Below are 20,330 nucleotides of genomic sequence, written 5' to 3' on the forward strand. Positions count from 1 at the left end.
AAGTCTCCCCCGCGTGTGCGGGGATCGACCCATCATGGGCGGCCAGGCGACTGGTCAGATCGCGTCTCCCCCGCGTGTGCGGGGATCGACCCGCCCGCGCTTTAGGAATGCAAGGGGCTCGGCGTCTCCCCCGCGTGTGCGGGGATCGACCCTTCTAGACCTGCCGCTCCAAATTCAGCGAGTGGTTTCCCCCGTGTACTTGGGGATGGTTCCCCAATAAAGTGCAATCGATTGCAGCCTTCTTCTCCTCGGAGCATCCGGGAATCAACCCATGCTTCCCCCATGCCGTGCGACCATCGAGTTTCCCACGCATAGGGCGTGAACGGAAATATCATGCACAGGTTGAGCGGAACTCGCCCGAAGATCCCACTCCGCGTGGGACGATACACCAGTGCGCATTCCTACCCTATCCTCAAAAAGAGTCATGAGGTCATTGTTCGATTCGCATCAACTCCACCCGAAACAACCCCACAAGCCACCTCTTCAATACTTCCGCACTCCCCTCCCCCGATTCGCCTGCTTTCTCCTCCCGCTCCCAAACGACGCTCGCTGCATGCTCCACCCTGACAGGCACATAACCTCCGCCCATCTCCCTCTTCAGCCGCTCCACGCCCTTCCTCGACAGGCAGGCCACGGCGTGACTATTCCATATGACCCGCCAGGAATCTTCTCCGCGCTGGACCAGCTCAAGGCCTTCCGAGTCACCCGGCTCAAGGGCGGAAAGGACTTTCTGGGCCTGGGCGTGTGTTTGGGCAAAGGCAGGGAAAGATATGACCACGTCTGCGAGTCCCAGCTCCAGGTGTTTGGCCGCGTAGGCCCGGGCCTCTTCCAGAGAGAGCGAGGGGTGAAGGGGTTCGCACCGGACGTCGCCGCCCAGTTCGTATGCAAACGGGTGTGCTGCGTCCTGCCGCAGGAGCACCGCTAGGCGCTCTTTGGCCCTGGTCGCGGCCACGTAGAACAGCCTCCGTTCCTCTTCGACCTTGGCGGGGACATGACTTCTGCCATGACCCAGAGTAGGCTGTCCGGCCACGATGACCGTGTGGAATTCCAAACCTTTGGCCGAATGAATGGTCATGATCCCGACCCGCCCCGGTTCCGGTCGGGCTTCGCGGCCCAGTTCGCGGGCCGCGTCATACACGAAGCCGATGAAGTCCTGGATGGGCCGTGAATTGCCCATCGTTTCCGCCAGGTACATGTCCAGAAGCATGTCCAGCCTCCCCAACCAGGGATTGCCGAGCCGGAACCCGCTGTCGGCAACGATGTCATGGACAATTTCCCTGAGTTTCGCGCCCTTGACCGACTTGTGCCCGCATTCCTCCAGACTGGCCTTGAGCAGCAGGAATTCCCGCGTGGAGGTGAGCGGCTCGCGTGTGGCTTTGGTGGGTCTGGCGGACAGCCCGGCAGCCGGGGCCATGCGGGCCAAGGCGTCCAGTTCCCGGTGCGTGCGGCACAGGATGCAGACGTCCGATGGGTCCAGCCCCGGCGCGGCAATGGCCTTGCGAGCCAATTCAAGAGCGGCCTTGAGGAGCGAGGGCTCGTCAGGCGTCTCGAACATGCGGACCTGGCCGCCGGGATGACTGCCGTCAACCGGGGCCATCTCCCTTCCGGTCTTCATCCGATCGCGGTTGTAGGCGATGAGCCGGTTGGCGGCATGTACGAGATTGGGGGCCGAACGGTAATTGGTCGTGAGCCAATCCATTTCCGCAGTATATTCCCGCTCGAATCTGCGGATGTAGGTCAGGTTGGCCCCACCGTAGGAGTATATGTTCTGGTCGTCGTCGCCCACGGCCATGAGCTGGGGTTTGCGTTCGCCCTTCTCGGTCCGTCCGGCCAACATCGAGAGGAAGCGGTATTCCAGTTCGTTCACGTCCTGGTATTCATCCACCAGGATGTGCCGCAGGCCGGACAGGAGACGGTCCCGCCAGTCCAGAACGCCGTGATTGTCGCCCGCCGCCGCCTCCAGGACCTGCACGGCATCTTCCAGCACAGAGTCGAAAAAGCTGTCCTCCACCGCCGCGCGCCTGCCTTCAAGGGACTTCCCGGCGAGGGACATGGCCAGCCCGTGATAGGTGTGCACGCGCACCCTGGCCGCTTCCGCGCCGATCAGGTCGCGCAGGCGGGTGCGGATCAACCCGGCTGCGCTACGGTTGAAGGCCAGGGCCAGGATGGAACGGGGAGGGACGCGCCGCACCCGAATGAGATAGGCGATGCGGTGGACGATGACCCGGGTCTTGCCCGACCCCGGCCCGGCCACGATGAGCCGGTTTTTGTCAAGGGAGCCCTCCACGGCTGCCTGCTGCACGGCATTGCCCAGGCCGGTGACGATCCGGCGGTAGCTCTCGACCGAGGTGGGGAGCTTAAGCAGCCATTTCTCGTTCCTGAAATACTTGGACACGAATTGGGCTGCTGGGTCCATAAAATAGTCCCGCACGAGCAGCAACGCCCTCTTAATCGCCTCCGCGCCCAGCTCCGCGAACCTACTCATGATATGGACCTGGACCACCTTTTCGCTGAAGAACTCCTCCAGTGGCCGGAACTCCTCCTTGAGGAACCGCTCGCCGTGGGGCTTCACCTGGATGGTCATGGCCGGGCGGAACACCGCCATCCCGTTCTGCAAGGTGATGGCCTCCAGGTCGTTCAGGGCCAGCAGCCCCTGCTTGACGCGATCATTGCACCCTCCGAAGGAATGGGCACGCAAATCGTTCGTCAGCGCCGTCTCCATGTCCCTGCTCATGAAGGAGACCAGCAGGTCCTTGCCGTGCTGCCCCGAAGGCACGCGGCCGAGCAGGTCGGCCAGAAGAATCCGGCAGACCGTGCGGCGCTCCTCCACATGGCGGCGGATGTCCTCCCACGGTTTGAGGAAGGCCAGGGCGAAGCTGTCCTCTCCGCGCTTTTTTATGCGCAGCAGGCCCTCGCGCGAGAGCATCCGCAGAATCTGGCGCACATGTTGCGGACGGCAACCCTGTTCCCCCCGGTCGAGCATCTCCTGATTCGCCCTGCGTTGATTGATGAAACGGCTGGCCTCCGGCCCAGCGTCCGGGCAGGTCTCCTCCATCCAGTCCAGGAGGGTCCGCTCCCGACTTTGCCAGGCCGCAAGGCGAGAGTCCGAGGAATCGGCGACGCCCTTGTGTACGTAGGCAGTCATGTTGAGGTCGTGGCTGATGAGTCCGGCCTTGTTCATGTCCCCCATGAGCCTCAGCAGTTCCTCGGCGGACAAGCCCACCTCGGCGGACAACCAGTCCGTATTGACCATTTCGCTGCGCCCACAAAGGGACAGGGCCTCCAGCACGTCCTGCCACTGCTTCCTCACCCGCCCAGGGAGATCGAGCTCGTCCATCCGCCGGGCCGCCTGTTCCAGGGGCAGGAGCATTCGGCCGTTCAGCACCTGAGTCCTGTTGTCGTCGCGTTGCAGGCGGCCGCATCTCTCCAACCAGGACAATGCGATTTTGACCTTGGTGTCGTAATCCTGCTGGGTGATGTCCAGGGCTTCGAGTTCCTCCCCTCGGACCTCCCCTGAACGCAGTAGCTCCCCGCTGGTAATCACCACGGTGTGGTCCGGCTCATTCGCGCAGAGCCTCTTGAGACCGGCGTGGATGGCCCGCATGTCGGACAGCTCCAGCCTCCCCTGGGCCGTGAGCCTGAACTGGGTTTCCATGTCCTCCGGGTCATAGAGCAGGACGCAACGGGCCGGTTCGCGGTCCCGCCCGGCCCGTCCGGCCTCCTGAAGATAATTCTCCAGCGATCCTGGCGGGTCGGAGTGGATGACCAGGCGGATGTCCGGCTTGTCCACGCCCATGCCGAATGCGTTTGTCGCCACGATGACCCGGATGTGCCCCTGGAGAAAACTTTCCTGGACCCTGCGTTTCTCCTCGGGAGTCCGGCCCGCGTGGAAATAATCCGCGTCCAGGCCATGCCCCCTCAGGCGGGCGGCCATCTCTTCGCAGCGGCGGCGGGCCGACATGAAGACCACCGCCCCGCCGGGCTCCCGGAGGCCACCCTCCAGCAACCCAATCAGGATGCCCGACTTGTCCGCAGGGCTCACCCGGATAACTTCGAAGGAGAGGTTCGTCCGCTCATGTCCGCCCAAAAAGAGATTGAGCTCCAGGCCCAGGGTCTCCAGGAAATGCGCGCGTATGTCCTCGACCACGTCGGGCTTGGCGGTGGCCGTGAAACAGGCGATCTGGGGCAGGGGCTCGCGCAGCCTCCTGGCCCGCTCGCTCAGGGCGCGGGCCACGTAGAGGTAGTCTGGCCGGAAGTCGTGGCCCCACTTGGACAGGCAGTGGGCCTCGTCATAAACCACCAGCCCCAGTTCGCGCTGGTCCAGAGTCTGCTTCACGGTCCTGTTGCGCAGCTGCTCGGGAGCGATGAACACTAGGTCGGCAATCCCCATGCGAATGGCGTCCAAGGCATCGGAACGCTCCGGCACGGTGAGCAGTCCGTTTATGGTTGCGGCGTTGATCACGCCCCGGGCCAACAGTCCGTCCACCTGATCTTTCATTAGGGATTGAAGGGGGGATATGACCACGGTCAGCCGGGAACGCGTCCGGGCGCGCATGAGACCCGGAAGCTGGTAGCAGAGCGATTTCCCCGCGCCCGTGGGCATGACCGCCAGGCAATTGGCCCCCGAGAACATGGCACGCACGATCTGTTCCTGGATAGGTGGAGTCTCGTCGGCCACCGGGAGAAAACGGTCATATCCGAAAAACCGTTTCAGGCCGCCTAGTACGTCATGATGCTCGCGGCAGAAGGAGCAGGCAGGGTCGGCGCAGGGCCGGTCGCGCAGGACGTCCAACAGGCCGGGAATGTTCGGGAAAGTGTGGCGCACCCAAGCCGGAGCGACGGAATTGTCTCCCGCCACCCGGACCCAGGCCAGGGCATAGGCTAGGCAGAGAGGATCGAGCTGACCGGTGAGCGCTTTGTCGCAGGCGTCGGCCACCGCCGTGGGGCAGGCGCAGCCCGCAATTACAGTTCTGCTCAACTCCGCGATGTGGCGCGCATCCGGGACCTCGCCATCCAGCAGGCCTCCGAAGAACGCCGCATAACCATCCTGTGGCCGGGCCATGGAAAGAAGCCTGCTGTACAGACCTACGACCGTCTCCTCCATATCCTGAAACGCGGCCCACTCCTCGCGCAGCAGAATCAGGGCCTGCTGCGCGTCCCGCACCGGGTCCCCGGCTGAACGGGCGATGATTTTATAGGGCTTGGCCAGCCGGTGGTAAGGGTTGCGGGGGAAGGCCATCGGCGAGAGCCAAAGCGTGTCAACGACGGGGATGCGCAGCAGCTCCAGAGTCGGCCAGAGGTCCCGCAGGTGGGAGAGGTCGTGCAGGGCGACGTGATGGCCGACCAAGTGCCGCGCCCCCCGGCAGAAGCGATCCAGCCGCCGCACTGCCTCTTCTTCCGAGAAGCGCCCTTGGATGGCCAGCACCTCGTCCCGGCCCGGGGATACGGCCCCGACCTTCAGGATGCGCCGGGTGCCCGGATGGATTTCCAGGTCGATGGCTACGGCACCGTGCAGAAAGTTGTCGCAACGCGTTGAGTGCATGGTAGGAATGCATATAAAGCCCTGGAGACAAACGCAATGATCGGGAAAATTGAAACGGTCAGACATAAGCAGCAAAGACAACCTGAGAAGTGTTGTCTTTGCTGTGGAACCGGCAGAACCCACAATCATCGAATTTCCGGTGAACAACCTGTTTTCAGGCCTTCAACCTAGGAGTGGTTCATCCACAGCTTCCGTCTTTCGAAAACCAGCCTGAGCATTTCAACGTCCAATAGCTCCCCTGGCCTTGTAATTTTGACATCACCCAATTGAGCCAAGCAACCTTGACAGAATGGACCAGCCGACGAGCCTTCTTGGCGAACTCCCGCCCGGCGTCGTCATTGTCGAAGCCGAGCATGACCACCCGGGCGTGGATGGAGTCCAGTTGCTCGTGTGACGGCTGGCCCAGGCATGCCAGGACGTTGATCGTCGGGAACATCGTGCGCAGCCTCATGGCGTCGATGGCGCCCTCCACCAGGATCAGCGGGCGGTCAGGCACGTACAAGTGATTCCCGAACCACAGGTTCGTGGCATGGTAATCGACCTGGGAGCCGTCAGCTTGACCGACAGCCGGAACGAGTTGTTTGAAATCCCGGCGATGGTAAGGGCCCACATGCCCAGGACATCTCCTGGTATGCCTATCGATGATCGGAAAAAATACCCGGCATTGACCTGATAAAAAACTTTCAAATATGAACTGCAATCGATTGCAGGTCAACCTTACAGCCCTTGATGAGCCCACGGAGGGTGTCATCTACGGTGGTGTATTCGCAGTGTGCGTCCAAAGCCCGGTATCTGGCCAGAACATCATCGCTTTCTCAAACAGCATCACGTCATCCCCTCCCTTACAGGTCTTCGTTCATCTCGTTCATCCTTGGTAAGCAGGTGTTGTAAACACTGCGCAGAACCGGAGTCATGTCCTTCCGGTGTGTGAAGAAAAACTCGAAATCGGGGTCCTTCGGGATCGACACCCTAAATGTCTTACAGTTCTTAGTGGTGACCTGAAGGCGATTCAATGCTGAGGGGATCCACCGCCACTTGGCCACGATGTTGGCCAGAGTCAGGTGGATGGCTTCGTCATCATATCCATCATTGCGAAGTTCGGTGACGTAGTAACCCATTAGACCGCGCATCTTGCCGGCCATATTCCGGACACACCCTTCATACTCTTTGTCGGCCACGGCCTTGTACCAAGTCTCCAGACCCACCTTTCCGTTGGCCTTGCCGTTCTGGGTGAACAGAGGCTCCTCAGCCTTCTTGGCGGACTTGGCTTTCGCGGTCTCCTGGGACTTAGCCTTGGCGCTGGTAAGCATGCTCATAAGGTCGTTCATAATCGTTCTGTAAGCCTCCTGGGCCTTTGTGATGAATGAACGTAACCCGTGGATCAATCTGTTGGCAAAGCTGGCCGTGTAGGCGCACATCCGGTCGAAAACGGGCCCGGCCGCCAGGCCATGGAGATCAGCCAGGTCGCGCCAGGCGTTCGTCTTGTGGTTGAGCTTGTCGATGATCGGGCGGACACCCTCATGAATCTTCTTGAGGTTCAGCCCGTAGTAGCACTCGCTCCCGTCATCCTGGCGGCACATCTTGAAGAGGTAGCCCTGGGCCACCAGCCAATCGAAAGCGTTCTGTGCCGTGCGGGATGAGAACCGGCAGCCGGCCGCTGCTTCTTTCAGAGTGAGCCGTTCAAATGGCTTGTTGAATGCCAGGGTCCGGGTGGAGATGAAGCGGAGCATTGCCGATGCATTCTGGGTGCTCATGCCTGTGCCTCGGATACCCAGCAGCATTTCGCCTACGGGTTCCGCGTCTGAGTAGAACATCCGATGGATGGCGCGGCAGATCCGCTTCTCCTCGGGTGTCTGGAAGGCCATTGCGTTCGTGATTTCGTAGCATCCGGTCATTCTGTTCCCTCCGCAAATAGAGTCGATCTCCTCATCCTATAGGAAGGGCTTCATCGGTCAAATCCATCCGGTGCTGATCGACACCGAATACAAAGAAAGTTTGCGGAAATCGAAAATAATCTGGTGGGAGGGGGCGGGCGCAATGGGGGAGGGTCTTCGGCTGTTGGTTGAGTGCCTCGATCCGAATGCCTTTCTCTTCTCCTTCCCCCCAGCGGGAGGTCCGGCGACTCGGCGCAGCCGATCGCTAGACTTTCTTTCTCTTGCTCTTCTCTTAATTCTCTAGAGCTTCTAAATTCTCCTGTACTTAAAAGAGCAATTTTTGCTGAGTGGGGGTCAGCAAAGTTTGCTTAGGGTATTGGCATAGGGTCAGCAAAGTTTGCTGAGGGGGGTAGCAGAATTTGACATCCATCCTCGTTCTTCAATTTCCATTTGTAAACCGACTCTGATCTTTCCTATCGTCACGTTCAATCATGGCTGTAAGTACTCTCCTCTCGACTCCAAATTCTCCTTAGCCTATGAAGGGACGTAGGTGGAGTACCCTTTCCTACGCTCCAAGCCGGAAAGCGTCCGAGGCGATCAGCGAATGCAACGCGGGGTCTCCGACATGAACAAGCTCCTGGTAACTCTCGCCCTGGTGCTCTCCTTCGCATCCCCCGTCCTTGCCGGTTCGTTCGAATCCGGAGCCATCGCCGTCGTGAACGACGACGGCAACAACCTCCGCGCTCATGGCGGGGCAGGATACCAAAGCGCAAAAGTACTCGGGGTGCTGAATAGGGGCGCGTATGTCCGCGTTCTTCAGCAGCAGGGAAATTGGAGCGAGGTTTTGTGGGGGGATGAACAGCGGGGGTGGGTGAATTCGAAGTGCCTCGTCCCGGTGTCCCAATATCTGGCCGATCCGGTAAACAAAGAGGACGTGTACTGCCCAAAGGACTATCGGCGGCGCTTCGTTGCCGACCTGGACAAAACCCATCCCAAGGCGGTGATCGTCCTGGAAGACGTGCCGACCCTTTTCGGAGGGGGGGGTCGGATCGTGGTATCGGACCTTCAGGGCGTCGTTCTCTGGCGAGGGCCGGTCACGGACGTGTTTCAGGACCCTGCCACATGGAATCCACTCTTTTACTTCTGCTCGCACGGAGGAGTGTACTGGCCCTCCGTGGTAGGAGACGTGGATGGAGATGGTTTCGCGGAAATATTGGCCGGAGATGCCCAGTCAGACGTCTCGGTCAGTTCCTTCACCCTTGCGCGCTGGGACGGCAAGGTTTTTTCCGTTGTCAGGCGCGGAGAGTCGCTGATCGAATCGCCTCTTGATTCCGGCCACTACTCCTGGGTGGCCTGGAACGGGGGCGACCGTTTCGCCCGCTGGATCATGTCGGTAAAATCCCTTGAGCCTGACGGTGCGGTGCGGGCGGAAATCTTCGAATACGGGCCGGGGAAGCCCCTGCGGTTCGGCACAGCCATTCTGCGGATGGACGCCTCAGGCGCGGCGTTCGTCAAGTGGATCACCCCGCTGCGCGCATCATGAGCATCCTGACGCACTTGGACAAGCGCCGGCCCCTGGCCTTGGCCGCAGTCGTCCTCACATCCCTCGCGGCGGTCTTGGCCGGTACGGGCCTTGGGCTCCTCAGCAACATGGACCGATGGTGTTGGGATTTCAACCATGTGCTCGCAGGGAGACGCCACGACCCCTCCTCGACCCTCATCGTTTCCTTGGACGCACAGGCTCTGGCGGCCTACCCGAACACCCCCCTGGCATTCTGGGGGCCGCAATACGCCAAGGCGATCGAACGGCTGAAAATGGCCGGAGCCGCCTCCATCGCCCTGGACGTCCTGCTGGGTATAACGCCAGAACAATGGCTGCGCACCCTGGGGGCCGACAACATCCCCGAAGCCCTGCTGGATTATGACCAGGGTTTCGACCAGGCTCTCGCCCAGGGGCGAGTGGTCCTCGCCGCGCGGCCGGTTCGCGACAAAGGGGCGATCCCCGTTCCTTTCCCAGCCAGGGAATACCTGGACGCCCTGCCCGGCAAACTGGAGAACCTCGGGCTCACCAACCTGCACCGGGACTCGGACAACGTGGTGCGGCTGATGGTCGCGGCTTACGCCGGGGTGCAGAGCGCCCCTAACACAGCTGATTTTCCAGTCCCGGAAGGCTACGCAGCACCGGATCCCTGGTGGACGCTGGGTGTGCTCGCCGTGAGGGAAGCTGGACTCCTGGGCAAAGCCGCATTTTCCGACGCCCTTGCGGGGCGGAGCCCTGAGCCTATCGCCTTCTGCGGCCCTCCCGGCACCATCCCCCGCCTGTCCCTGGCAGCGCTCACGCGGGAAGAGGGTCTGAGCAACGACGAACAGGCGCTGATCGCGGGCCGCGTCGTCTTCATCGGGGCGGAGTTCGAAGGTGCGGGAGACCGGCTGCCGACGCCGTACTCCCGCCGGTTCCTCTGGCTCGGTCACAGGGATATGAGCGGCGTGGAGATTCATGCCAACATCGCCGAGACCGTCATCAATCCAGGCCGACTCGGCACTGTTCCCTTGTGGCTGGCCGGGCTCCTCTGGCTGCCGTTCCTGGCCGGGGCTGCCCTGGTATGCGACCGCTCAAGCCCCTGGAAGGGGAAAGGGGCCAAGGCCGCCCTGATCGGCGCGGGGTGGGCTCTGGGGCTCGTGTTTTTCCTGGCCGGGAAGCTCCTCCCGGTGGCGGGGCTCATCACGGGCCTGGGGATGGTCTTCACCAGCGTGAGTGGCCTGCGCATGACCCGCGCCGAGCGTGAGCGGGCCCGCATCGCCCGCCTGCTCGACAGGCAGGCCTCAGGAAAAGCTGCTGGGTGCAATGAGGGCTGCGGCTCCGAAGCGAGACCCGTCAGGAACGGCGGGAGGAGGAAGCCATGAATCTTCTCAAATTGCTGCTGGCTGTAGCCGTTGTGACTGGCCTTCACGGGGCGGCATGGGCGCAGGTGGCCTGCATGGTCTCCGGCCTGGAGGGGCAGGCGTCGCTTGTCCGCCGGGGGGCCCAGCCAGTGCAGTTGACGTCATTCAAGAAGCTGCTGCCGGGTGATCTGGTGGAATTGAGCGCCGGAGGGCGTCTGCGGCTAAGCTTCCTGGCGCAAGGCAAGGCCGAAGCCTGGACCGGCCCGGCCAAGCTCTCCATCCAGGCGGATACGGCGCAGGACTTGGCCAAGGGGCAAAAACCCTCCGTCACCAGCCTCGGGGTGGATACGACCTTCATCAAGGACTCTCCCATACTGAACGACCAGCGCGAGTTGGTGGCCGGCCAGATCGCCGTGCGCGGCTCAAGTTCCGCCAAGCTCGAAAACGCGGCTCTGGACCCGCAACGCGCCCAAGACCTGCAAAAAGTCGAGGCTGAATACAGACGCCTGCAAAAGGCCATGCCGCGCAGGGACGTCACCCCGCACATCTTCTATCTGGCCGCGCTTGAACGCCTGAGGCAGAGGAAGAGCATGGCCGAACTGATTCAGGTGTTGTTGGAGAATGACAGCGGCAACCTCGAACTATCCGAGATGCTGGACGATCTGTACGCGACAAAGCCGTAAGGCGGCGTTCGCGACGACTCTAAGGGAATGCGTCGCATGACCCCGCCCCCAGAGTCACTCCCGCAAGCTCCCAAGGCGACTGCCCTCGCGAATCAAACGCCTGGCGTTCGGCCGGGTCCGGCCCAAACAGCGGACCGGACCCTGTCGCACAAGACGAACTGCACTCCTCAGGGCTCTCCGAGATACACGAAAGCCCCCCAGTAATAGGGGTTGTCCGCTCCGTAGCGTTCCCGCACGATGGCGCGTTCGTCCTGAATGGCCTTTCGCAGCGCCTCAGGACGGTTCATGCCTCCGGAAATCAGGTTGCGGTAGAAAGCGGCCATGAGCTCGCCGGTTTCCTTGTCAGGGACGCTCCACAGGCTCATGACGATCCCCTGTGCGCCGGCCTGCAGGAGGGCTCTGCGAAGCCCGAACACGCCTTCGCCCGCCATGACGTCCCCAAGGCCCGTTTCGCAGGCCGAAAGCACGACCAGCTCCGTCCCGCGCAGGTTGAGGTTGAGGAGCTTTTCGGCAGTGACGACCCCCTCGTCGCCCCCCTGGCGCAGGGAGGCGTTGGCCCCGGCCAGCACGATGCCCGAGCGCAACAGCGGGTTTTCCTGGCCCTGGCCGGAGGACCGCGCAGGCAGGATGGCCGCATTGGAGGCAGCCTGCGCATCCGCCTTGAGAAAGAACCCATGCGTCGCCAGGTGGAGTATCCGTGGGCTCTTCAAGGCGAACAGCGCCTCTTCCAGGGCCTGATTTCCCAGATACACCGAGCCCTGCGGCAGGGCCGCAGAGATGGCCTTGACCTCGGAAGCGGTGCCCGGCAGACGACGGAAGCTTTGCCCGCGAAGCTGCCTGGAGACCTCACCGCCCCGCGTCGCCGCAAGGCCCATGGCCCGTGCCTGCGAATCAATCTCCTTCTTGCCCAGGTTGAAATCGGGGTCTCCGAAAAGCGCCGGTTTACCCGAGCCGCCCCCTGATTGGGAGAAACCGCCGGCTTCGAAAGCCAGCGCGTCGCGCCCGGCGGACAGGTAGGAGAAGGTATACTCCTCCACGAGCGGCTTTCCGGAAGCAGGGCCAAGCACCTCGAATGGGAACAGGTTCAGATTTCCGTCCGGAGAGAGATAGACATGACGGGCCTGGCCAAGGCTCTTGCGGAGCGGGGCGAACACAAGGTCGAAGAGCTTGGCGGACCAGGCGGCGGACTGCGCGGTGCCGGGCTTGGCGTCGTTTGGCGTGTCGCGCATGGACTTCACGAATCCGGCCACGGCCTCGTCAATGCGGGCAGCCGGGCCGAGGTCCACGAGCGCGGGCACGCCTCCCTGCCCTCCCGGCAGGACGAAGGCCATGTAGCGCTGGGGCTGATTCTCATGCCTGGCAAAGTCGAATGGCGAGTAGAGGCAAAACTCCACCAGGGCCGAGCCTGCCGGGAGAGCCGCTGCCAAACCCGCCGCTGTGGCCGCTCCGGTTCGCTTCTTCCTGGCGAATGACTGGCTGGCGCTGGCAAACTTGGCTTCAAGCGCGCTCTTTTTCGCCTCCAGCGCGGCGATTTGCCTGGCTGTTTCCGGCCCTGCCGAATCTGAGGCCATCGCCAGCTTGGCCAGGGACGCCCGCAGGCGTGAGAGCTCCTCGAAATCCTTTCGAACCTCCGCAGGCGCGTCGATCACCATGGCTTCCTGGAACTGCTTCTGGGCCTCGAGCACCGCCCCCTTGCGGCGCAGCCACAGATTCATGGCCGCAATCCGGGCGGACTGGTCAGAGGCGAGGCGCTGGCTGACCAGGGAGAGCATGGTGTCCACGCGGGATCGGTTCCCGGTGAGGTAGGTCAGCTTGTTCTGATCCGAAGCGAAGCCCATCACATGGTCGATGAGCGCGTCGTCGGCCTCCTGGCCCTTCATAAACGCCTCCAGGGCGCGCTTGTCGCCGCCCTGGTCGGCGTCCACCAGCCCCTGGATGTAACAGACGTCCGAATAGCTTTCCGAGGACTTCCCCACGGTCTTTTCGGCAATGGCCCTGGCGCGCTCCAGAGGTTTCACGGCGAGATCTGGGCGCCTGGCCATGTAGTACACGCCCGCCTGGTTGGAGAGAATCTTGACCAGCACGGGGTGGTCTGGTCCCATGGCCTCTTCAAGGATGGCCACGGCCTGGCGCATCTGCTCCTCGGCCTTGGGGAGATCCCCCGAGAAGGCGAGATCAATGGCTGAGTTGTTCAGGCGGTGGGCCATGTCGGGGTGCTTGTCCCCGAGTTTCTTCCTGGTCGATTCGACAACAGCAGACCCGAGGGCCAGGGCTTCCTTGGTCCGGCCCGTGGTCTGGTAGATCATGGAGAGGTTGTTGCGAACGCTGATGATGAGCGGGTGGTCGGCCGGAAGGTTCTTCTCCAGCACCGCCAGGGCCCGGTTGCTGTACTCCTCGGCCTGGGGGAAGTCCCGCAACTGGCTGTAGAGCATCCCGAGGTTGGCGTATACCACGCCTGCGTTGATGCTCTCCTTGCCCCAGCGCTTCTCCTGGCTGGCCTTCGCGCTTTCCAGGAGGTCGCGCGCGCGGGCCAGATCGCCCATGTTCACGCAGGTCGTGGCCAGATTGCTCTGTGCGGAGGCCGTGTTCTCGCCGTTCGGCCCCTCCTTTTTCATGAAGATCGCCAAGGCACGCTCACCGTAAGGCTTGGATTCTTCATAGCGGCCCTGGTCGTTGTACAATACCGAGAGGTTGGCCATAATCTTGGCCGACATCTCCCCTTCCGGGCCTTCCAGGGACTCCGCCAGCGGCACGATCGCCTTGTACTCGTCCACGGCCTTGGCAACCTGCCCGCCCTGATACGTGAGCTCGGCCAGGGCATACCTGATCAGGAGGACGTTCTTGCTCTTCTCCCCGTCCTTCTTGAGGTATATCGCCAGGGCTTTTTCGAACATCTGCCGGGCCTTGGCGTAGTCCCCCAGACGCTTGTACGTCTCGCCAAGCACGATGGCGTCCAGGGCCACAAGGGAGTGCTCCGGCCCGAATGACTTCTCGTGGTCGGCCAGCGCCTTTTCAGCAATGGGCAAGGCTTCCTGGGGTTTCTGATCCCGCAGCAGGTTGTAGCTCTTGTAGGTCGAGCAGGACAGCAGGCCCAACCCGGTGATGGCCAGAAACAGCGCCAATCGGATACGTCGTGTCATGATGGCGTCTCCTCGTCGCGGGCGTGTTCACGGCTGCGGGAAAGACACGGCTATTTCCGCGACCAGCTTCCGTCCTTGGCTTGCACCCACCAGTTCTTCAGGGCGTTGTCGCGCCAGGTCTGGGCGTAGATTTCCCCCACCTTGGGGAGGTCCGCGCTCTTTATCTTCAGGTCCTTTGCCAGCGCGGCGTAGAGCCTGGCGCGGTCCGCGTTGTCCTCGGCCACGAGCTTGCGGGCATCCTCGGCCTGGGCTGCGCTTACGCTCTCGCCCGGACGCACGGCCAGGTAGCCGTCGTTCCCGATTCCCACGCCGCCCGCGTCATAGAACGGCTTGAGGCTGCCCTGCCTGTCCAGGATGGATTCCATGGCGGCCCGCACGTCCGGGTTCGCCACGCTGTCCACGCGCCGGGGAGCGCCTGACGCCCGCGTGGCAACCATGCTGCGGGAGGAGAAGGCGTCCGCCACCAGGAGCTCCGCGCTCTGGGCGACCTCGCTGGCTGGGAAGTTGACCTGGACGGTGGCGCAGGCCGAAAACACCAGCAGACAAGCGGACAGCGCGACAAATTTAACAGGATGCGAGACCATGGATACCCCCTTGTTCCTGTGCGGTTCAGCTTCATTCCCCTATTCCAGAAGGAGCCGGGACCTTGATCTTTGCGGGACGCGGTGCGTCGTGCCCATGCCCCATGCCGAATTCCACGCCCGGCTTCGTTTCCCTATTCATTATTTTCTTGATTCGGACAAGCAGGTCCGCAAAAGGCATTGCATTCTCAGGGTTTCCGTTGACCACGTCCACTCCAGCCAATCCTGAACGCTTCAGGATGTATTCGACCCCATTCTCGTGATGCAGGCCGCGCACGGTGCACATGGCCCCTTTAAGCCCGATGAGCAGACCCAGCTTCTTGTAGCCGAAGTCGCCGAACAGCATGAGCGCGGCTCGCGCCGCCAATCCGGGATCGACACGCCCCCCCGCGCTCACCTCGGTCAGCGAGTCCACCGCGCCGAGGCTGATGCGCTGCTCCACGCCAGGTTCGGGGAGCGACTCCACGCGCAGGGTGAAGGCCAGAGGCAGAAAGCCCGCCATGTGGAGCTCCGACAGAGTCACGTTGAGCCTGCCGGTAATCCTGCCCACCCCGGCCATGGCGCTCACGGACCGCATGTCCGCGCCGAGAAGCCCTGCATGGACCCGGAACTGGCGATCCGCCGCAAACGGGCGGGCCACCTTGAGCCCCATGACCACCAGATCGCCCCCGAAGGCCTTTGCGGTCAGCTCTCCGTCCACGTTCAGCATGTCCTTGGTGAGGGTGATGGTTTCCCAGTTGCCGGAGGCCGCGCTCGACAGCTTCCCCTTGGACAGCTCTGCAAGCGGCAGCTCCGTCAGCCGGGCCGAGAGCCGGGCCTCGAAAGTTGGCTCGAAGGGGTTGCGCACTTCGGGCCGCGAGAGAGTCAGCCTGCCGCCAAGCAGCATCAGCTCAAGCGCCGGGCTGGTCTCGTCCCAGAGCCGCAGTGAGTCCCTGGTGAGGATCACGGGAATGCGCAGTCCCGTACTCTCCACGCCATGCGCACGAAGACTCGTCAGCTCCACCTCGCCGCGCCCGGTCAGTTTCGGGGCGGCGAGGCCCTCGGCGAACCCCAGCCGCATGCGCGCCTTGCCCTGCACCTGAACGCCGTCCTGCCCGGAAAGGGCCGGAGCCAGGGCAGAAGCCAGCCCGCTTAGGTCAGGAAGGGCGATGGTAGCGTCGCCTTGTCCGGTCCAGCCCTTTTTCGAGGGTGTGAACCGTCCCTTGACGCCAACGCTGGCCAGCCGCGCCAGGGATGCCTCCGCTGAGACATCAGCGCCCTTGTCCGGGGCGATCAGCTGGATCTTCGCGTTCACCTTTGCGGGATGCTTCGAGAACTCAAGCAGGGCGTCCGGCAGATGCAGCGCCCCGCCCTGGAGGGCGATCGAAACGGCGAGCGTCTGCGGCGCACCGGGATCGAAATCCAGTCCCACGCTGCCGGAAAGTCCGGTGCCAAAGCTAGCACGCTCTGGCAGGTCAATGCGGACATCCTTCAGGCGGGCTTCCACATGGGCAAGACGCCCCGCAGCAAGCTCGCCGGGCTTGAGCCAGGCCTCCACATTCCCCGCCACGCCAACGGCCCCCGTCGCCGCTCCCGGCTTTGCGGACCTTGTCCCGGACTTTCCGGCCCTGTCTGCGGCGGCGCGCGCGGAAACGCGGTTCTTCTCACCAGACTTGCCCGCCGTCAGGGCAGGCAACCCAAGGACCTCGGCCAGCCGTTCGAGCTGCACGGTGGCGTGCGCTCGTTCCACAACCAGAGAACCCGGTGCGCCTGAATCCATCCCCACAGAACAGCTCAGGGTCCCCAGATCGCAGGCATCTGCGATCATGGACACCACGCCGGAGACCCTGCCCTGGGACACCGTCATTCCCGCTCCGCCGTGCGCCTTGATCTCCGGGAACGCCATCCCTCCGGCGAACTGGCCCAGGGAAGCCCGGAAGTTGACCGCCTCCACGGTGATCGTCGGCAGCCGCCCGCCAAGACCGGCCTCGAACTGGAAAGCTGGAAGGGACAGCTCGGGACGCTTCACCGCTCCGCGCATGGCCACCTGGCCGGACAAGGCCCCGTCGTCGAACGCCGCCACGATGGAGAGGACGCCCTCAACCCCGAGCGAGGCGCTCGCAATCCCCATGGAGGGAGATGACACTGCGGCGCTGGCCCGCACCGGGCCGCCAGAAGGGAGTTCCAGGTTCAGGGAGATAGCCGTCTGCCCGTCCAGTTTTAGGTCGCGCAGGTTTTCCGGCATAAGAGGCTGCACCAGAGGAGCAAGACGGCGGAGGTCTGCAAGGTCCGCCTGCGTGCTCACGACGAATCCCTGGTCGCGGGAGCCTTCAATGCGGCCCTGCGCCGCCAGGAGTCCCGGCACGGCGATGCGGTCCACTTCAATGTCCAAAACCCCTTTCTGAAAACGACCGTGGGCGAGCATGTCCGCCTGCGCCCCCTCCAGGAACCCTTTGAGAGATTCTGGGAGCGCCGCCCCTTCGTCGGTGAGGCGTACCCGCTCAAGCCGCAGGGCGAAGGAGTCCAGATTCAGGTCCTCCGCCTTTGCGACGAGTTCGCCATTGCTTTCCAGGGAGGCCCGGAAATAGCGGGTGACGAGTTCGGTTTGATCCAGGCGAAAATTCACGTTCGCCTTGGACGAAGCAGGGTCGAGATTGCCCCGGATGACCACGCGCGCATCAGCAGCGAGGGATTTGCCGGGAGCCTTGTCAGCGACGTCGGGCAGGGTAAGCCGTTCAGCGGGGAGACTCTCCGCGTGGGCATCGATTCCGTCCATAGACGCGTTCAGGCGCACTGCCGCCCGCGCTTGCAGCACGACTTCGCCGCCCGGCTCCATGGACAGAGCCGCCTGCGCCGCAGAGGCCTCGCCGCCGGGCCAGAACGCCTTGAACGCGCCCCCCCGCAGCGACACGCGCACGTTGTCCGGCAGAGGGGGGAGATGCACGGAGGGAGATCCCGGTGTCCGGCTTTCAGCCTTGGGCAGTGATTCGAACAGCGCGGAAACATCCGGCGACTCGACCTCGACGCGCCACATGTGGCGAAGGCCATCGGGGGCCAGTCCGTCACGGGCCAGGGTGAGAGAGGCGACGCGAATGTTGACGTGCCCGCCCATTTCAGCGGGGAGCGCCCTGCGAGCGACAAGGCCCGACAGCGCAAGCTGCGGCGGAAACAGGCCGAGATCAGCGGATTCGACCGAAGCGTCCTGTCCCGCAGCCCTGAGAACAGCGTTAACCAAGAACAACCGCCCCTCAGAGCTCGCCATGACCAGCGCCACCGCCCCAAGAGCTGCGCCCAGCAGACACAGGACGCCAAGAGCAACGCGCACCGCCCACTTGCTCCTGGGCGCGCTCTGGCCGGTCTGCTCGGCGTCAGTGTGGTGCGGCATGGCGCTGATCCGTGAATTCCCGTTTAGCCCGTTTAGGTGGTGACGGCACTCGAATCTGTCAGTACGCCATCATGCCTTTCCTGATTGCGTAAACCTCGGCATCCTTGCAGGATCAGGAGGATGACCAGGGGGCGGCTGCCCGGAGCAGCAACGGCCCGCTCCTGCACGGTCAGTCCTTCTTCGCATCGTTCTTGGCGGCCTCGTCCCTCAGGCTCTGCTGCAGTTTGGCGTAGCTCTCCGAATCCATGCGAACGCCGCCGCCTTCGACGACGTTGATGTTCGGGGTGAGGGACGCGGACGATTGGGACGAGGCGGTCTGAGTTGCGCGAGCAGGATGGGCGGTCGCTGCCTGGGGAGTCCGCCCCGAGGGAGCCGGGCGGTCGCTTGGTTCTTTGGGCTGCTCTCCGGATGCCGCCGACGCGGAAGCGGAAACCGGAGACGTTGGCGGCTGATCGCCTTTGTATTGCTTGTCGATCTCGTAGACCGCCTTCTGCACCAGAACCTGAACGACTGTATCCAGCCCCACGCGCATGCCTTTGGACTCGGTGAATCCCAGGAAGGACGTGACTTTCTCACCGATCTCCATCTTGTCCTCGAAATAACCGGTGGCCACCTGTTCCCCGGAAACCGCGTCCATTATCTTATAGCGTAGGCCCACCAGCCACACCTCCGAGGAATCCTTGCCCTTGGCCGATGCGACTGTCGCCCCGGTGGCCGCTCCGGCAGCGGCGCTGTCCGTGGCCTGCCCCACAAGGGCGCCAGCGATGATCCCGAGATACTTCCCGTCGAAACTCTTCTGCGCCGCAGCAACGGGCTCGGCCTTGAGCACGTCGAATCGCACGAACCAACGGGTGGCCTGGAACTTACCTCGCTGGAACTTGCGCAGGGCCTCCGCGTCGCCCATGCCCGCGGCAATCTGTATTTCGTTGAGAAGAGGCCCCAGGTCGCTGCGTTCCAAAACTTTAAAGTTCGCCTTGGACAATTCTATCTCGGCGTAGTCAGCAATATTGTTGTCTGAAACCTTCTGGGTGAAGGTGGCGTTCGCTGACTTGATCCCACCAGGAATTACAACCAACTGGGGGCCAGGGATGGAGGAGTTTACGTAGTCCTGCGGCTTATAGGAGACGGCGTCAGCCTGCTCCATCGAAGTCTGTGAGGCCTTTTTGCAACCAGCAACCATGGCGACAAGGACAACGGCAAACAGGATGCGTTTCATCTTGTTCCTCCCGGCATTCCCTTGCTTAACGTCGTGCATGGAATCAGACTGTTTTTTATCTACATTCGCCTAGAACTCATTTCAAGAGATAATACACTCAATCAAGCTTTTACCTGTTTATTACGTGCGAACTGTGCCGCATATCAAATCCAGACGGAGACCTTTGCAGCAATACTGGTATTATACTTTCATAACTCATCGGCGACAACGCACTCTACTGCCGAGACAAGTCATCCTATAACATATCTCCACATAGCATCCCAAGCAATGGTCTGTGGCTTTGACCAATTGTGTCTGCACTATTCACCTGATCCGGCCACGGTGTGATTGCAGGGCTGGGTTTGGCCAGCGCCGACGCTGGACCTCGTTGACCAACTCGAGCGTGGCGAACTCGTCAGCACTATTTCTGGACATACCTCTAGCCCTACCTCTTCGGTTGGAGAGAGTGTCCGGTCAAATTGGGGCTACTCCAGGGGAGGCATGCCAGACACGTCGCCTGATGCTTGCTCTTACGCGATCGGAGGTAATACTCACGTCATCAAACGAGGGATATGCCAAACGATACTTTCACATGTGAGGTGCTCAACATTTCCATGCCATCCGACCTGCTATTTGGTCTTCACGGATGCCGCTGTGCGCCAACATCAAAACCATCGACAAGGCGTCTTCCCATCTAGTCTGGGAGGGTGGTAAAGGTCAGCACCTTCCAACCTCTTCGGGGGAGTCACAAGACACAGCCTCCTGGTATTTTCTTAGAGAGAGGATCAAACGCTTTGGATTATGTTCAACCTGCTCGACTCAATCTCAGCCAAATTCAGGAAGGCTGACCTCCACCCAGAACTGCAATCTGGTTGCAGTCCATGAACTGCGGGAGGGTCAAGCCCCCCCGCCGTGATTCATCTGTTAAAAGTTCACAACCGTGTCCTGGTCACACAACATCCTCATCAATTCCGACAATACGACGGGTTTCTCCTTAGAAGTACTCATAGCCCGGGCACGAACCCCGGCGGCCAGGAGGGCGCTGACACGGGGAGAGGAGCTCGATCC

At 62.4% G+C, this 20,330-nt stretch carries 10 protein-coding genes; 3 read left to right on the forward strand and 7 right to left on the reverse strand.

Annotation, left to right across the window (positions count from 1 at the left end):
• Positions 1–430: 430 nt before the first annotated feature.
• From G453_RS24960 to G453_RS0117470, 3 genes are all read right to left on the reverse strand, one after another.
• Positions 431–5,542: a RecQ family ATP-dependent DNA helicase gene (locus tag G453_RS24960; RefSeq protein ID WP_051272575.1), complete on the reverse strand. Its 5,112-nt coding sequence runs from the start codon at positions 5,540–5,542 to the stop codon at positions 431–433.
• 178 nt (positions 5,543–5,720) lie between these two features.
• Complete coding sequence (locus G453_RS0117465) at positions 5,721–6,152, reverse strand: toprim domain-containing protein (protein ID WP_027192066.1); 432 nt, start codon at positions 6,150–6,152, stop codon at positions 5,721–5,723.
• Positions 6,153–6,384: 232 nt separating this feature from the next.
• Positions 6,385–7,437, reverse strand: coding sequence for a hypothetical protein (locus G453_RS0117470; protein WP_027192067.1), 1,053 nt, complete (start codon positions 7,435–7,437; stop codon positions 6,385–6,387).
• Between the two features lie 583 nt (positions 7,438–8,020).
• Here G453_RS0117470 and G453_RS24965 point away from each other — a divergent pair.
• The 3 genes from G453_RS24965 to G453_RS0117485 are packed head-to-tail and all read left to right on the forward strand — an operon-like array spanning position 8,021 to position 10,982.
• A complete protein-coding gene (locus G453_RS24965) occupies positions 8,021–8,959 on the forward strand; it encodes an SH3 domain-containing protein (RefSeq protein WP_051272576.1) in 939 nt (312 codons plus the stop codon).
• On the forward strand, positions 8,956–10,320 hold the full coding sequence (locus G453_RS0117480; protein WP_043646312.1) for a CHASE2 domain-containing protein: 1,365 nt from the start codon (positions 8,956–8,958) through the stop codon (positions 10,318–10,320). Before G453_RS24965 ends, G453_RS0117480 begins: the two co-directional genes overlap by 4 nt.
• On the forward strand, positions 10,317–10,982 hold the full coding sequence (locus G453_RS0117485; protein ID WP_027192069.1) for a hypothetical protein: 666 nt from the start codon (positions 10,317–10,319) through the stop codon (positions 10,980–10,982). The genes G453_RS0117480 and G453_RS0117485 overlap by 4 nt, the downstream gene beginning before the upstream one ends.
• Before the next feature lie 167 nt (positions 10,983–11,149).
• Here G453_RS0117485 and G453_RS0117490 read toward each other — a convergent pair whose 3' ends face one another.
• The 4 genes from G453_RS0117490 to G453_RS24970 form a co-directional block, all read right to left on the reverse strand.
• Positions 11,150–14,122 carry a CHAT domain-containing tetratricopeptide repeat protein gene (locus tag G453_RS0117490; RefSeq protein ID WP_084502499.1) on the reverse strand — a complete coding sequence of 991 codons (2,973 nt, stop codon included), beginning with the start codon at positions 14,120–14,122 and terminating at the stop codon, positions 11,150–11,152.
• 50 nt (positions 14,123–14,172) lie between these two features.
• The gene (locus G453_RS26680) at positions 14,173–14,706 is read right to left on the reverse strand and encodes a DUF1318 domain-containing protein (RefSeq protein WP_051272577.1); all 534 of its coding nucleotides are present in this window, start codon (positions 14,704–14,706) and stop codon (positions 14,173–14,175) included.
• Positions 14,707–14,737: 31 nt separating this feature from the next.
• The gene (locus G453_RS0117500) at positions 14,738–18,067 is read right to left on the reverse strand and encodes a translocation/assembly module TamB domain-containing protein (RefSeq protein ID WP_027192071.1); all 3,330 of its coding nucleotides are present in this window, start codon (positions 18,065–18,067) and stop codon (positions 14,738–14,740) included.
• A gap of 169 nt (positions 18,068–18,236) precedes the next feature.
• On the reverse strand, positions 18,237–19,283 hold the full coding sequence (locus G453_RS24970) for a membrane lipoprotein lipid attachment site-containing protein (protein ID WP_205620083.1): 1,047 nt from the start codon (positions 19,281–19,283) through the stop codon (positions 18,237–18,239).
• Positions 19,284–20,330 lie beyond the last annotated feature (1,047 nt).

This window comes from Fundidesulfovibrio putealis DSM 16056 (assembly GCF_000429325.1).
GTDB classification, from domain to species: Bacteria; Desulfobacterota; Desulfovibrionia; order Desulfovibrionales; family Desulfovibrionaceae; genus Fundidesulfovibrio; species Fundidesulfovibrio putealis.